This window comes from Bacillus sp. UNC438CL73TsuS30 (assembly GCF_000482325.1).
GTDB lineage: Bacteria > Bacillota > Bacilli > Bacillales > Cytobacillaceae > Neobacillus.
Genome location: NZ_KI535295.1, coordinates 534,637 through 550,138, shown reverse-complemented (window position 1 = coordinate 550,138; position 15,502 = coordinate 534,637). Strand labels below are relative to the sequence as shown.

The window sequence follows — 15,502 nt, the reverse complement described above, 5'->3', positions numbered from 1 at the left end:
TTACATCCTACCCTTCATCAATAATTTCATCACGGTCGGCTAATCGATGTGCCACCGTTTCTGGCTGGACCGCTGATAAAATAACATGATCGCTATCCATCACAATCACAGCACGTGTACGTCTTCCATATGTTGCATCAATCAAGGAGCCACGATCGCGGGCATCCTGAATAATTCTTTTTATTGGAGCAGATTCCGGACTAACGATCGAAATAATTCGATTGGCCGAAACAATATTTCCATATCCAATATTAATCAATTTAATTGACATGTCTCTCATCCAATCATTAATAATATATTTTGACCGTGGAAAACCTTTTCTAAACAGGTACTACTCGATATTTTGAACCTGTTCCTTTAATTTTTCAAGCAAACTTTTTATTTCCACTACCTTTTTGGCAATGCCCGCATCATTTGCCTTGGATCCGATTGTATTTGCCTCTCTATTCATTTCCTGCACAAGGAAGTCAAGCTTTCTGCCAATAGGTTCCTGTTCATTTAGTGTTTGCATGAATTGACCGATATGGCTTTTTAGACGTGTAATTTCTTCATTAATATCTGCCTTATCGGCAAATACAGCAACTTCTGTTAGAATCCTTGTTTCGTCTATTTGTCCCTTTACCAGCTCTTCCATTCGTTTCATTAGACGCTCTTGATAGTTTTGAAGAACTAGTGGAGCAAACTCTTGAAGTTCACCTATATTTTTCTCTAATTGAGTTAAGGCGGAGAGCAAGTCCTTTTTAAGTTCCTCCCCTTCAGCCTGCCTCATCTGTTTTAATAAAATGACCGCTTCCTCTGTTGCAGTGAGGACTAAATTTTCAAGCTCTTCATTCCCTGATTCACTTTCTTCAATATGTATAAGTTCACTATTATTTAGTAAATCCTGAAGGGTTACCTTTCCATCAAGCCCATACTTTTCACGGGCACTATTGATAAATTGGTAATATTCCTCTATTAATTTCCAGTCAACATGGATTTTGCGGGTAACAGCACTTTCCCCTTCGATGGTCACATAAACCTCAACTCTACCGCGGCGGATATGCTGATTTAATTTTTTCTTCATTTTATCTTCAATTTTCAAAAGCTGCCTTGGCATTCGAATATTAAATTCACAAAATCGATGGTTAACGGTTTTCACCTCAACATTTACTGAAAACAACCCCGATTCCTTTTTACTTCTTCCAAAGCCTGTCATGCTAATAACCATTCTGTATACACATCCAATCATAGGTGATCGGTTAGTCAAAAAAGGTAATAGAGTTTCCTCTACTACCTTTTGGATTATATCATACTTTATTTTGTTTTTCTTAACAAAAATGAACCCGCTAGTAAAAAAGTTGGAACCGAGGATAATCCCAAGATTAACAGCCAATCTTTTGCTAAAATCGGCAGGGTATGGAAAACAGGTTGTAATGGCGGATAATAAATGACGACCAGTACAAGCACTAAAGAAGAAATTACTGCCCAAACAAGATATTGATTTCCGAAAGGGTTTCTAGATAGTACCGACTTTTCACTCCTACAATCGAAAACATGAATCAACTGAGCCATAACAAGTGTTGCAAATGCTATTGTCTGGGCATAATCAAGACGACTCGAATCGTTTTGGTAGACGATCATAAATGCAATTAATGTAACCAATCCAATAAGAAAACCTCTTGAAACCACTTTCCAGCCCAAACCTCTGGAAAATACACCTTCATTTGGACTTCGCGGTTTTCGCTTCATGACATTTTCTTCAGGACGGTCAAGACCGAGTGCCATTGCAGGTAGCCCATCTGTTACCAGGTTTACCCAAAGAATTTGAATAGGTACCAAAGGTAACGGTAAGCCTAAAATCATGGCAAATAACATAACCAAGATTTCACCAACATTGGAGGCAAGTAAATAGCGGACGAATTTTCGAATATTTTCATATATATTTCTTCCCTCTTTAATAGCCGCCTTTATGGTTGCGAAGTTATCATCTAACAATACGAGTGCCGATGCTTCCTTGGCTACATCGGTCCCGGTAATTCCCATTGCCACCCCGATGTCTGCAGCTTTAATTGCTGGTGCATCGTTTACCCCGTCACCGGTCATCGCCACAACATGTCCTTTATTTTGTAGGGCTTTGACTATTTTTAATTTATGCTCCGGTGAAACCCTAGCAAAAACAGATACATCCTCCACCACATTTTCTAAATCCTCAACAGTCATGTCTGACAATGCCTTCCCATCAAGAACCTTGCTTTTACCTGTTAGAATTCCTAACTGCGAGGCAATCGCTTTTGCGGTAATGACATGATCTCCTGTGATCATGACGGTCTTAATGCCGGCTTCTTTACATTCTTTTACCGCATCCCTCACTTCAGGTCTTGGCGGGTCAATCATTCCTTGAACTCCAATAAAGGTTAATTTCTTCTCTGCTTCATGCTCGCTTATGATGACTGTATTCGCTGGAACCGGTTTAAAGGCAATGGCAATGGTTCTTAATGCCTTAGCAGCAAGTCCGTTGATGGCATCTTGAACTTTGTTCTGTATTTCCTGCCCCAAATATTGTGTTTTCTCTTCCCAGAGGATGGATTCACAATTTCCCAATATAACATCAGGAGCCCCTTTAGTCACAATAAAATGCCTGCCTTGCTTATCCTTTACATGCATACTCATCATTTTTCTCGCTGAATCAAATGGGAATTCATTGATAACTGTGAATTCCTTTAATAAGGCAGGACGGTCAAATCCGGCTTTCATTGCACTAACAAGGAGTGCACCTTCTGTTGGGTCACCATCAAGAATAATTTCTTCTTCGTTCATGACTAAATCAGAATGATTACACAACATTCCAAAAATCAGCATTTGCTGCAGTGCTTTCTCATCCTTTGGATGAACTGTTTTTTCATTCCGATAAAATTTCCCTTGCGGTTGATACCCGACACCGTCCACAGTCCAAGTTTGCCCGCTGCTCCATAAGTGCGTTACCGTCATTTTGTTTTGCGTCATAGTTCCCGTTTTATCGGAACAAATAACGGAGGCACAACCAAGGGTTTCCACTGCTTGGATCTTTCTTACAATCGCATTTTTCTTTATCATCTTTTGGACGCCAAGAGATAATGCGACAGTTACAATCGCTGGCAGACCTTCAGGGATTGCTGCGACAGCTAGGGAAACCCCAGCTAAGAACATTTCATACAACTCATGTCCTTGGAAAACCCCAATTACTACAACCAGCACGGTCAATACTAATGCTACTGTGATAAGAATTTTCCCTAACTGCTCCAAACGACGCTGCAGGGGTGTTTCCTGGGACTCAGCATTTTGAAGTAAATTAGCAATTTGCCCCATTGCAGTTTTCATCCCGGTTGCAATAACAACCCCTGACCCGCTTCCTCTTGTAATCATCGTGCCCATAAAGCCGATATTCTCCATGTCACCAATACCTGGATTTTCTGTTTGTAAGGCATCGATCGATTTGGAAACGGGTACAGATTCACCGGTTAGGGCAGATTCTTCGATTTCTAAGCTTTTCGATTCAATGATACGGACATCCGCCCCAATCCGATCTCCGCTTGTAAATTTTAGAATATCGCCAATAACAATTTCTTTAGAAGCAATTTTTAGCCATTGTCCATCCCGTAAGACCGATACTTGGGGTGCGGACAATTCCTTTAATGCCTGCAATGACTTTTCTGCTTTTCGCTCTTGAAAAAAACCTAAAAACCCATTAATGATTACAATCGCAATGATCGCAATCGCATCAATATATTCGCCTAGTAGACCGGAAATTAATGTTGCCGCCAGCAGCACTAAAACCATAAAATCTTTAAATTGACTAAAAAATAAGAGTAAAGCCGATTGCTTTTCTCCCTCGTCTAATTCATTATGACCGTGCTGGGCTATGCGCTTTTTTACTTCCTCCGTTGATAAACCAGAAGAAAAGTCGGTTTCTAAGACCTTTACTACTTGTTTAATCTCCATTTCATGGAACTTCATCCGACCATCTCACTTCCCCCTTTAATAGACTTACTCTAAAGAAAGCTTATTCGCGCTCGTCCCAAAAAATGCTATGATAAAGTTTAAAATAAGACAGGTTTTAATTGAGTACGATATAATTGACCTATAAAGATAAGTAAAGGATGTTTATCTATGTCATTCGATGGTTTATTTACAAAAGCAATGGTGGACGAACTTTCCCGTTCTTTAAAAGGCGGGCGGATTAATAAAGTGCATCAACCATATAAAAACGAAGTGATTTTAACAATCCGGGCCAATGGTGTGAATCAAAAGCTGCTATTATCCGCACATCCGAACTATGCCAGGGTTCAGCTTACAAATGAAGCTTATGAAAATCCAAGTGAACCTCCAATGTTTTGTATGCTGCTTCGAAAGCATATTGAAGGATATATTTTAGAAGATCTTTATCAAGTCGATAATGACCGAATGATTATTTTTGAAATTAAAGGTCGAAATGAAATTGGAGACATCAGTTACAAACAATTAATTATTGAGATTATGGGGAGACACAGCAACATAGTTTTAGTTGATAAAAGCAGAAATCTTATCCTTGATAGTATTAAACACGTATCTTTTAGCGTTAACAGCTACAGAGCGATTTTACCAGGGCAGCCGTATGTCTGTCCACCTGAGCAAAATAAGCAAAATCCCTTTCAAGCAGTGGAAGAAGACGTATTAAAGAAATTGGATTTTAACAGCGGTAAGCTGGACCGTCAACTTGTTGAGCAGTTTGCCGGTATTTCTCCAGTATTTGCTAAAGAAGTAATCTTTCAAAGCGGGCTTGCTAACCGCACCACCCTACCAAAAACGTTTATTGGAATGATTAAACAAATCCAAGATAATGAAATTACACCTTCGATTATTTCAGCGGGCGGAAAAGAAGCTTTTTATTTATTTCCACTCCATCATTTGAAGGGAGAATCCCGGAACTATCCAACCCTTAGCGAAATGCTAGATCGTTTTTATTTTGGTAAGGCGGAACGAGACAGAGTCAAGCAGCAGGGCAATGACATTGAACGATTCATTAACAATGAAAAGGAAAAGAATGAGAAAAAAATTGCTAAATTGAAGGCTACATTACTTGATGCTGAACGTGCGGAGCAATTTCAGCGCTATGGAGAGCTGTTAACCGCGAATCTATACGCAGCTAAAAAAGGGATGAAAGAAATCGAGGTCCTAGATTATTATGATGAGACAGGTGGAACAGTGGCGATTCCACTTGATCCAAGGAAGTCACCTTCAGAAAACGCCCAAAAATATTTCTCAAAATATCAAAAGGCAAAAAATTCGGTATCGATTGTCGAGGAACAAATTCAATTAGCTCTCGAGGAAGTCGCTTATTTTGAAAATCTACTGCAGCAGGTCGGAAGCGCATCCCCTAAAGATATCGTTGAGATTCGTGAGGAGCTTGTTGAAGGCGGCTATATTCGCGACCGTCAGAAACGGAATGGAAAAAAGGCGCAAAATGCAAAACCTGTACTTGATTATTTTACAGCATCTGATAATACCGAAATTATTGTCGGGAAAAATAATAAGCAGAATGATTATTTAACCAATAAATTTGCAGCAAGGGATGAGATTTGGCTCCATACGAAGGATATTCCCGGGTCACATGTTGTGATTCGCAGTAAGGAACCAACTGACACAACCATTTTGGAAGCCGCTTCACTTGCTGCCTATTACAGTAAGGCAAGGAATTCAAGCTCGGTCCCTGTAGACTTTACCAGGGTTCGATTTGTTAAAAAACCAAACGGTGCCAAACCAGGATTCGTGATCTATGACAATCAGCAGACGGTCTATGTAACACCGGATGAAGAATTGGTACTTAAATTGAAGAAACAGTAAAAAGACCCCGGGGATTCCGGGGTCTTTTAAGTTACTATTCGAACTTCTTACTCCATTCAGCAGGATTCTTGCTCCATGTTAAAAGACTATCTTTATCATTTTCACTAATATAGCCCTTTTCAATTGCTGCTTCAACTAATGTAGCAAAATCCGTTAGGGAAACAGCAGCAATTTCTTCTTGCTCAAATGCCTCTTTTCCCTTATCAAGTCCATAGGTAAAAATCGAAACAGCACCAAGCACGTCGCAACCCGCTTCTCTTAATGCCTGAACAGCCGTAATGACACTGCCACCGGTTGAAATTAAATCCTCAACCACTACAACCTTTTGTCCTTGTTCCGCTTTCCCTTCGATTTGGTTTCCTTTTCCATGGCCCTTTGGCTTTGAACGGACATAACACATCGGTAAATCCATCAATTCACTTACCCAGGCAGCATGTGGAATACCGGCCGTTGCCGTGCCGGCAATAATTTCTGCTTCCTGGAATTTCTCAACAATTAGTTGACGCAACCCATTAGCAATCGCTCTTCTTACTTCCGGATAGGATAAAGTCAAACGATTATCACAATAAATCGGGGAACGAAGCCCTGAAGTCCAAGTAAATGGTTCATTCGGTTTTAACGCCACCGCATTAATTCCTAAAAGTTTTTCAGCAATCGAGTGTTTCATATTGTTACTCCCTTCCATGCTTCCATCCATTGTTCATAACTTTTTAATGGGTCTTGTGACCTTGTAATTGAACGCCCAACGACAATGGAAGTAACCCCCGTATTTCTTGCGAATTCCGGTGTAGCTACACGCTTTTGATCGCCGATATGATCGGAAACCATTCGAATCCCAGGAGTTACAGTGTAAAAATCAGGGCCGAGTTTTTCCCTGATTGCTCCCGCTTCCCATGCCGAGCAAACGACACCATCTAAACCTGCTTCCTTTGTCAACGACGAATAATGAAGAACGGAATCCATCAAAGATCCAGGAATCAACTGCTCGCGATTCATTTGCTCCTCAGAAGTACTTGTCAATTGTGTCACCGCTATACAGTCAGGACGCTTGCAGCCAGCAGAGGTGCCAGCTTCTAAACCTTCTAATGCGGCCTGCATCATTTCCCTGCCGCCAGCAGCATGTACATTCACAAGATCACATTCCAGTTTAGCCAAACCTCGCATTGCACTCTTTACGGTATTTGGAATATCATGAAGCTTTAAATCTAAAAAAATCTGATGTCCAGCTTCCTTTAACAAATGAATAATTGAAGGGCCTTCCTGATAGTATAGCTCCATGCCCACCTTCACAAAAAGGTCTTTCCCAGCAAATGGTTGTAAAAATTGTTTTACTTCGTTACCATTAGCAAAATCAAGCGCGATGATAAGCGAGTTGTTCATGCTGCTTCCAGCTCCTTCCGCGACATTCACTAATGTGTTCATATCCTAATTTATCTAATAAAACAGGTAATTCCTCAATAATTGCCGGACAAACAAATGGGTCAACGAAATTGGCTGTACCTACGGCTACAGCGCTTGCCCCGGCATAAAAAAATTCAATCACATCTTCTGCAGAGGTAATGCCGCCCATGCCAATAATCGGAATGTTAACTGCTTGACTAACTTCATAGATCATTCTAATTGCAACGGGTTTAACTGCTGGACCGGAGAGGCCGCCTGTCCGATTTGCTAGAATCGGCTTGCCTGTTTTTAAATCGAGTCTCATTCCAACTAGGGTGTTAATCATTGTTAATCCATCAGCACCGCCATCTTCAACTGCTTTAGCCATCTCCACAATATTAGTAACATTCGGTGAAAGCTTCACATAAACCGGTACTTCGGAAACTTCCTTCACTTTCCGTGTTAACTGTTTTGCCACCTCGGGAATCGTCCCAAAGGCGATTCCCCCCGTTTTTACATTTGGACAAGAAATATTGAGTTCAAGGGCTTGAACGTTCGGAGCCTTTGAAATTTCCTTGGCAACAGCGATATAATCTTCCTCAAGGGAACCCGCTACATTCGCGATAATCGGAACATCATACTGCGCGAGCCATGGCAGTTCTTCTGAAACTACCTTTTCTAATCCCGGATTTTGCAATCCAATGGCATTTAACATCCCTGAAGTCGTTTCCGCAACCCTTGGTGTCGGATTTCCAAACCTTGGCTCGACTGTCGTTGCTTTTATCATAATTGCTCCAAGAAGACTTAAATCATAAAACCCGCTATATTCTCGGCCAAATCCAAAGCAACCTGAGGCAGGCATAATCGGATTTTTCAAGTTTAAACCAGGCAGATTGATATTTAAACGGCTCATATTAAAACCTCCCCGGCACGAAATACAGGACCATCACTGCATACCTTCTTATACGAAGTGCTTGAACCCTCCACCGTTTTACACACACAGGCAAAGCATGCTCCTACACCGCAGCCCATCCGTTCCTCTAACGATAAAAATAGTTTCTTATCAGAATGACCCTGTTCAATAGCTCTTAGCATTGGTGTTGGACCGCATGTATAAATTAAATCAAAGTTCAAATCTCTCATTACATCGGTTACAAATCCTTTATATCCATACGATCCGTCTGCAGTAGCAATATAGGTTGCCCCATTTTCCGCAAACTTTTCTTCGTAAAATACAGCAGATTTTGTTTGAAAGCCAAGGACATGAATGACCTTGACCCCTTTTTTCCGCAATTGATTGGATAGCTCATAGAGCGGAGGCACCCCAATGCCTCCACCAACAAGTAATGCTGTTTCGCCAACCGCAGCTTCTTCTACTGGAAAACCATTTCCCAATGGTCCTAGAATATCAAGTTCCATACCTGCCTTCATTTCTGCAAGCATCCCAGTTCCATTACCTTCTTTTCGATAGATCATCGTAAACTTTTCATCATCGTAGGATGAAATACTAATCGGTCGACGTAAAAGTGGATCCCAGCTGCTTGTAACACGAATATGGACAAACTGCCCTGGTGAACGTATATCCTTCACAAAATCAGCTGCTACTGTCAGCTCATAAATATCCTGAGCAATTTCCTCTTGGCTGATGATTTTGCATACCTCTTTACGGATCATGCAAAAACCGCCTCTCTTTTTTTCTCGCTTGTCATCGCATCTGTAGAGAAGTTCATCGACTCAATTACCTTTAGAATTGCATCCGCAGTATCCAATGAAGTTAAACATGGAACACCATTTTCAACAGCTTCACGGCGGATTCTGAAGCCATCGCGTTCAGGTTGTTTTCCTTTTGTTAATGTGTTAATGATGAATTGTGCTTCTCCATGATGAATGACATCTAGCAGGGTTTTTCCTTCCGAACCGATTTTACCAACTACTTTAACCGGCAGGCCAGCTGCTTCTAGTACAGATGCGGTTCCGCTTGTTGCCATTAGGCGGTATCCAATAGAGGAGAAACGTCTCGCAAGCTGCAGTGCTTCCTGCTTATCTTTATCAGCAATCGTAAATAATACCGTACCAAACTTTTGAATGTTCATTCCTGATGCAACTAATCCTTTATAAAGAGCTTTTTCTAACGTTACATCCTTACCCATTACCTCACCAGTTGATTTCATTTCAGGTCCTAAGGTAATATCGACATCCTTTAATTTTGCAAACGAGAAGACTGGAACCTTTACAAATACACCTTCTTTTTCCGAAACAAGCCCAGGTGTATAACCCTGTTCAATGATGGATGTACCTAAAATCGCTTTCGTCGCAATTTTCGCCATTGGCACATTGGTTATTTTACTTAAAAATGGTACTGTACGGCTTGAGCGCGGGTTTACTTCAAGTACAAAAACTTGATTACCTGCTAACACATATTGAATGTTTAGTAAGCCGATTATATTTAATCCCTTAGCCAGTTTTACTGTATATTCAGCGAGAGTCTGTTTACACTCTTCTGAAAGAGTTTGAGGCGGATATACAGCAATTGAGTCGCCTGAATGGACTCCGGCACGTTCAATATGTTCCATGATCCCTGGGATTAATACATTTTCACCATCACAGATTGCATCTACTTCAATCTCTTTACCAGTCAAATAACGGTCAATTAAGACTGGGTGCTCTGGATTAATTTTCACGGCATTTTTCATATAATGTAGAAGTTCTTCTTTACGGTAGACGATTTCCATTGCCCGGCCGCCAAGGACATAAGATGGGCGGACAAGAACTGGATACCCAATCTCTTCTGCAATCACAAGTGCTTCCTCCACTGATAATGCTGTTTTACCAAGCGGCATAGGTATGTTTAGTGCGACAAGCGCCTGTTCAAATTTATCCCGGTCCTCAGCACGGTCAAGGTCCGCTAAGCCTGTTCCTAAGATTTTCACCCCATGATCTTCAAGCTTTGAAGCAAGGTTAATGGCAGTTTGTCCGCCGAATTGTACGACAACCCCGATTGGGTTTTCCAAATCAATAATGCTCATTACATCTTCGATTGTAAGTGGTTCAAAGTAAAGCTTATCTGAGATACTAAAATCAGTTGAAACAGTTTCCGGGTTATTGTTAATAATAATTGCTTCATAGCCGGCCTCTTTAATCGCCTTAACAGAATGGACAGTGGCATAATCAAATTCAATCCCCTGGCCAATCCGGATTGGACCTGAACCTAATACAACAACGCTTTTTCTACCCGTTACAACAGATTCGTTCTCCTCTTCGTATGTCCCATAATAATACGGTGTTTCCGATTCGAACTCCGATGCACATGTATCGACCATTTTATAAACTGGGACAAGGCCGGTATCTTTTCGCAATTTGTAAATATCTTTTTCCGTACTGTTCCAAAGCTCTGCAATCTTTTCATCAGTAAATCCTTTTTGTTTTGCCAAAAGGAGCAGATCCTTATCGAAAGGATTCTCAGTGAGTTTAGCTTCAAGCTGAATAATTCCTTCCAACTTTTTAAGGAAAAACAAATCAATTTTACTCCATTGATGAATCGTTTCAATCGTTAAACCTCGTTTTAAACCTTCAGCGATGTAAAAAAGACGCTCATCCCCTGCTTTACGAATCCGTTTTTCAATTAATTCATCATCAATATCTACTGCACCATTTAGTTCAAAATGATAAACTCCAGCTTCTAAAGAACGGATTGCTTTTAACAGCGACTCTTCAAATGTACGCCCGATTGCCATGACCTCGCCCGTTGCTTTCATTTGTGTTCCAAGTGAACGGTTTCCGGATTCAAACTTATCAAACGGCCATCTTGGGATTTTTGTCACCACATAATCAAGTGCCGGTTCAAAGCTTGCGTAGGTCTTTCCTGTTACCGGGTTTAACATTTCATCAAGTGTTAATCCTACAGCAATTTTAGCTGCCAGTTTAGCAATTGGATAACCGGTCGCTTTAGATGCAAGAGCTGAAGATCGGCTTACCCTTGGGTTTACTTCAATGATGTAGTAGTTAAAACTGTATGGATCTAAAGCAAGCTGTACGTTACAACCACCTTCAATTCCCAGCGCGCGGATAATCTTTAATGAAACATTTCTTAACAGTTGGTATTCACGATCACTCATGGTTTGACTTGGTGCTACTACAATTGAATCGCCCGTATGTACTCCCACCGGGTCGATGTTTTCCATGTTACACACCACAATGGCATTATCATTTGCATCACGCATGACTTCATATTCAATCTCTTTATAACCGGCAATACTTTTCTCAAGTAAACATTGATGAACCGGGCTGTTCTTCAAACCGCTTGTAATAATTTCCTCTAATTCTTCAGGATTATGGCAAATCCCACCGCCTGTTCCTCCAAGCGTAAAGGCTGGACGAACAATTACAGGGAAACCAATTTTTTCAACAAAGGCCTGGGCTTCAGCTAATTCATGGACGATTTCACTATCAGGAACAGGCTCGTTTAATTCGTTCATTAAATTCCTGAATAATTCACGGTCCTCTGCGCGGTTAATCGCCGATAACTTTGTACCGAGTATTTCCACGCCACACTCTTCCAAAACGCCAGATTTTGATAATTCAACGGCAAGATTAAGACCTGTTTGCCCTCCAAGAGTTGCTAATAGAGCATCAGGGCGTTCCTTTCGAATAATGCGGCTGACAAATTCTACTGTCAGAGGTTCGATGTAGACAGCATCAGCCATCTCAGTATCCGTCATAATCGTAGCAGGATTTGAATTGACAAGAATAACACGGTAGCCTTCCTCTTTAAGAGCGATACAAGCTTGTGCGCCTGCATAATCAAATTCCGCAGCCTGGCCGATTACAATTGGGCCTGATCCGATTACTAAAATGGAGTTAATATCTGTACGTTTAGACATGTGCTGTTACCTCCTGTTTGTTCTCTTCCATAAGCGCAATAAATTGTTCAAATAATCCATTTGCATCTTCCGGTCCTGGTGAGGCTTCAGGATGGTATTGAACGGTAAATGCAGGGTATTCCAGATGCTTTAAACCTTCGACTGTCCCATCATTTAACGCAACATGCGTAACTTGTAATCTTGTATTTTGAACAGAATCTGCTTCGACAGTATAGCCATGGTTTTGTGATGTAATCGCGATTTTTCCGGTAGCAAGATCTTTTACCGGATGATTGGAACCGCGGTGGCCGAACTTCATTTTTACTGTGTCTGCCCCGCATGCAAGAGCAAATAATTGATGACCCAGGCAAATTCCAAATAGAGGAACCTTCCCTAATACTCCTTTTAGCATATCAATTGCTTCTGGAACATCTTTTGGATCTCCAGGTCCGTTCGAAAGCATGATTCCATCCGGACGCAGTTGAAGGATTTCATCAGCAGTTGTATGGTATGGCACGACGACTACATCACAGTCACGTTTATTTAATTCTCGTAAAATGCCGTGTTTCATTCCAAAATCTACAAGAACCACTCTTTTTCCACGTCCTGGGCTTGGATATGGATTTTTGGTAGACACCTGTCTTACCTGATCGATTGGAAGTGTTTTGCTACGTAATGATTCAATTACTTCATTTGCATCTTTTTCAATACTGCAGATAGCTCCTTTTAAGGTTCCATACTGACGGATAATTCTTGTTAATTTACGTGTATCAATCCCGGCAATACCAGGGATTTTTTTCATTTGAAAATACTCATCAAGTGTAAATTCATTTCTCCAGTTTGAAGGAAAATCACATACTTCTTTTACGATAAATCCTTTTATTGCCGGATTAATTGTTTCAAAATCATCACGGTTAATCCCGTAGTTTCCAATTAAAGGATATGTCAGTGTAACGATTTGCCCGCAATAGGAAGGGTCGGATAGAATTTCTTGGTATCCGGTCATTCCAGTATTAAATACTACCTCTCCAACCGTTTCGCTATCACTGCCAAAACCTTCACCGATTAAAATTGTTCCGTCCTCTAAAACCAGCTGTCTCTTCATGCTGTTACACATCCTTTTTCCCAAACTATATTTCCTTCTGCGATTGTCATGACGGGCCATCCCTTACATGCCCAGCCGCCAAACGGGGTGTTTTTCCCTTTTGATAAAAATTCCTCAGGGTTTATAACATGTTCTTCTGTTAGATTCAATAGGACAAGATCTGCCGGTGCCCCAACTTCGATTTTTCCATATGGCAGGCCAAATGCTTCGGCCGGTTTCTTTGTTAAAAACTCAATTAATTGCTCAAGCGTAATGATATTCTTTAAAACAAAGTTTGTATAAAGAAGCGGGAAAGCCGTTTCTAAGCCGACAATTCCAAATGGTGCTGCGACCATCCCTTCGCTTTTCTCCTCTGCAGTATGTGGTGCATGGTCTGTTGCAATAAAATCTATTGTTCCGTCTAAAAGCCCCTCAATGAGCGCTTCACGGTCGCTGGCATCCCTTAGCGGCGGATTCATCTTATAGTTTGCATCAAGTCCAGGAATATCATCTTGAGAAAGTAATAAATGATGCGGGGTTACTTCCGCAGTAACCTGAATACCTGCTCTTTTCGCATCTCTTACTACCCGGACAGATTCCTTTGTACTAATATGGCAGACATGATAATGACAGCTTGCCGCTTCAGCAAGTAGGACGTCTCTAGCAATTTGAACCGATTCACAAACTGATGGAATTCCATTTAATCCATTATTCTTTGAAAAATCCCCTTCATGGACACTGCCTTTATGAATCAACGTGTTTTCCTCACAGTGCGCAACAATCGCCATATCCACATCTGCTGCCTTTTTCATCGCTTGTAGCATCATATCAGCAGATTGTACACCCACACCATCATCTGTAAAGGCGAATGCTCCTGCCTCTTTAAGTGTCGCAAAGTCGGTCAATTCTTGTCCAAGCTGTCTGGTTGTGATTGAAGCATATGGTAAAACGCGGACACTTGCTGTTTCCTGGATCCTTTGTTTCACCCATTCCATTTGTTCTTTGGAATCAGGAACTGGTCTCGTATTCGGCATAGCTGCGATGGATGTAAATCCGCCCTTAGCAGCAGCTAGTGTCCCCGTTGCAATGGTTTCCTTCTTTTCACCGCCAGGCTCACGAAGATGGACATGCAGATCGATAAATCCAGGAGTAACAAGCAGTCCTGCTGCATCGATTTTACGGTCAACCGCCGCTATAATATTCTCCTCAATTTTAGCGATCACACCATTTTCTACTAATATATCTGATTGAATTTTTTCTCCATTAGATGCTGTGTAATAAGCGTTTTGAATAAGCAGTTTCATTGTTATTTCCTCCTTCAAGATTTTCTAGAGCTCTTTTTAAAGCAGCCATTCTGACATATACACCGTTTTCCATTTGTTTAAAAATTCTCGAACGCTTGCATTCAACTAGACTGTCAGCAATTTCAACATTTCGATTGACAGGGGCTGGATGCATGATAATGGCTTCAGGCTTCATCAACTTTTCTCTTTCTATTGTAAGACCATACTGTTTATGGTAGTCATGAGCTGTAAAACTTCCTTTTTGCTGGTGCCTTTCATGCTGCACACGAAGAAGCATAACCACATCCGCTTCTTTAACGGCTTGATCAATGGGTCTAAACTTCGTTAAACTTAAACTTTGGTTATCAAACCATTCTTCCGGGCCTGAAAAAATAACTTCCGCTCCCAGTCTCGTTAATACATCAGCATTTGAACGTGCCACCCTGCTGTGTCGGATGTCACCAATAATAGCGATCTTTAAGCCGGTAAACCGGCCAAACTCTTGATAAATTGTCATAAGATCTAAAAGAGATTGTGTAGGATGATGGCCGCAGCCATCCCCGCCATTGATAATCGGGATATTTACCTTGCCCACTAATTCGTCAAAGTACCGATCTTGCTGGTGCCGTATAACGATTGCATTTACACCAATTGACTCCAAGGTTTTTACTGTATCGTAGAGAGTCTCACCTTTTTGGACACTTGAAGTCAAGACTTCAAATGGGATTACTTCGAGGCCTAACCTTCTTTCAGCCATATCAAAGCTGCTTTTTGTTCTTGTACTTGGTTCGAAAAACAGGTTTGCGGTAAAAACCTGTTTTTCCGGCTGCCATTTCATCCCTTCTGAAAACTTCTTCGCATCACTTAAAATTTGGTAAATCTCTTCAACCTTTAATTCATTTGTTGTCAATAAGTGAGTTAACATACGTTCATCCCGCCTCTCTTTTATCGAAAAAACACCCTGACTTTCTACTGTCAGGGTGTAAAAACTCTGTACTAAAGACAAGGCTATCAAACAGTAACCTGTCGTTTTTGTACTACACCCTTATAAGCCTCTC

General features: G+C 41.1%; 12 protein-coding genes. 1 reads left to right on the top strand and 11 read right to left on the bottom strand.

The features are described 5' to 3' along the window. Positions 1-7 precede the first annotated feature (7 nt). The 3 genes from remA to M028_RS0116460 all read right to left on the bottom strand — a co-directional run bounded on the left by remA (position 8) and on the right by M028_RS0116460 (position 3,972). Complete coding sequence (remA, locus tag M028_RS0116470; protein ID WP_026574829.1) at positions 8-271, bottom strand: extracellular matrix/biofilm regulator RemA; 264 nt, start codon at positions 269-271, stop codon at positions 8-10. 60 nt (positions 272-331) lie between these two features. Continuing rightward, entirely contained in the window at positions 332-1,207 is an 876-nt protein-coding gene (locus M028_RS0116465; protein WP_026574828.1) for a YicC/YloC family endoribonuclease, read from the bottom strand. Positions 1,208-1,293: 86 nt separating this feature from the next. Then, positions 1,294-3,972: a calcium-translocating P-type ATPase, SERCA-type gene (locus M028_RS0116460; protein ID WP_026574827.1), complete on the bottom strand. Its 2,679-nt coding sequence runs from the start codon at positions 3,970-3,972 to the stop codon at positions 1,294-1,296. 153 nt (positions 3,973-4,125) lie between these two features. On the opposite strand from M028_RS0116460, the gene M028_RS0116455 reads away from it, so the two are divergent. Then, positions 4,126-5,838: an Rqc2 family fibronectin-binding protein gene (locus tag M028_RS0116455; RefSeq protein WP_026574826.1), complete on the top strand. Its 1,713-nt coding sequence runs from the start codon at positions 4,126-4,128 to the stop codon at positions 5,836-5,838. Positions 5,839-5,872: 34 nt separating this feature from the next. Here the strand turns inward: M028_RS0116455 and pyrE are convergent, their stop codons facing one another. Genes pyrE through M028_RS30250 form a run of 8 tightly spaced genes read right to left on the bottom strand, consistent with a single transcriptional unit; the run spans position 5,873 to position 15,369 of the window. Continuing rightward, positions 5,873-6,505 carry an orotate phosphoribosyltransferase gene (gene pyrE, locus M028_RS0116450; protein ID WP_026574825.1) on the bottom strand — a complete coding sequence of 211 codons (633 nt, stop codon included), beginning with the start codon at positions 6,503-6,505 and terminating at the stop codon, positions 5,873-5,875. After that, positions 6,502-7,218 (bottom strand): orotidine-5'-phosphate decarboxylase, encoded by a 717-nt coding sequence (pyrF, locus tag M028_RS0116445; protein WP_026574824.1) that lies wholly within the window; start codon positions 7,216-7,218, stop codon positions 6,502-6,504. The genes pyrE and pyrF overlap by 4 nt, the downstream gene beginning before the upstream one ends. Further along, entirely contained in the window at positions 7,190-8,131 is a 942-nt protein-coding gene (locus tag M028_RS0116440; RefSeq protein WP_026574823.1) for a dihydroorotate dehydrogenase, read from the bottom strand. The genes pyrF and M028_RS0116440 overlap by 29 nt, the downstream gene beginning before the upstream one ends. After that, positions 8,128-8,892, bottom strand: coding sequence for a dihydroorotate dehydrogenase electron transfer subunit (locus M028_RS0116435; protein ID WP_026574822.1), 765 nt, complete (start codon positions 8,890-8,892; stop codon positions 8,128-8,130). Before M028_RS0116435 ends, M028_RS0116440 begins: the two co-directional genes overlap by 4 nt. Further along, the gene (gene carB, locus M028_RS0116430; protein ID WP_026574821.1) at positions 8,889-12,098 is read right to left on the bottom strand and encodes a carbamoyl-phosphate synthase large subunit; all 3,210 of its coding nucleotides are present in this window, start codon (positions 12,096-12,098) and stop codon (positions 8,889-8,891) included. Before carB ends, M028_RS0116435 begins: the two co-directional genes overlap by 4 nt. Further along, positions 12,091-13,182: a carbamoyl phosphate synthase small subunit gene (locus M028_RS0116425; RefSeq protein ID WP_026574820.1), complete on the bottom strand. Its 1,092-nt coding sequence runs from the start codon at positions 13,180-13,182 to the stop codon at positions 12,091-12,093. Before M028_RS0116425 ends, carB begins: the two co-directional genes overlap by 8 nt. After that, positions 13,179-14,465 carry a dihydroorotase gene (locus M028_RS0116420; protein ID WP_026574819.1) on the bottom strand — a complete coding sequence of 429 codons (1,287 nt, stop codon included), beginning with the start codon at positions 14,463-14,465 and terminating at the stop codon, positions 13,179-13,181. Before M028_RS0116420 ends, M028_RS0116425 begins: the two co-directional genes overlap by 4 nt. After that, on the bottom strand, positions 14,425-15,369 hold the full coding sequence (locus tag M028_RS30250) for an aspartate carbamoyltransferase catalytic subunit (protein WP_035424177.1): 945 nt from the start codon (positions 15,367-15,369) through the stop codon (positions 14,425-14,427). The genes M028_RS0116420 and M028_RS30250 overlap by 41 nt, the downstream gene beginning before the upstream one ends. Positions 15,370-15,502: the final 133 nt, after the last annotated feature.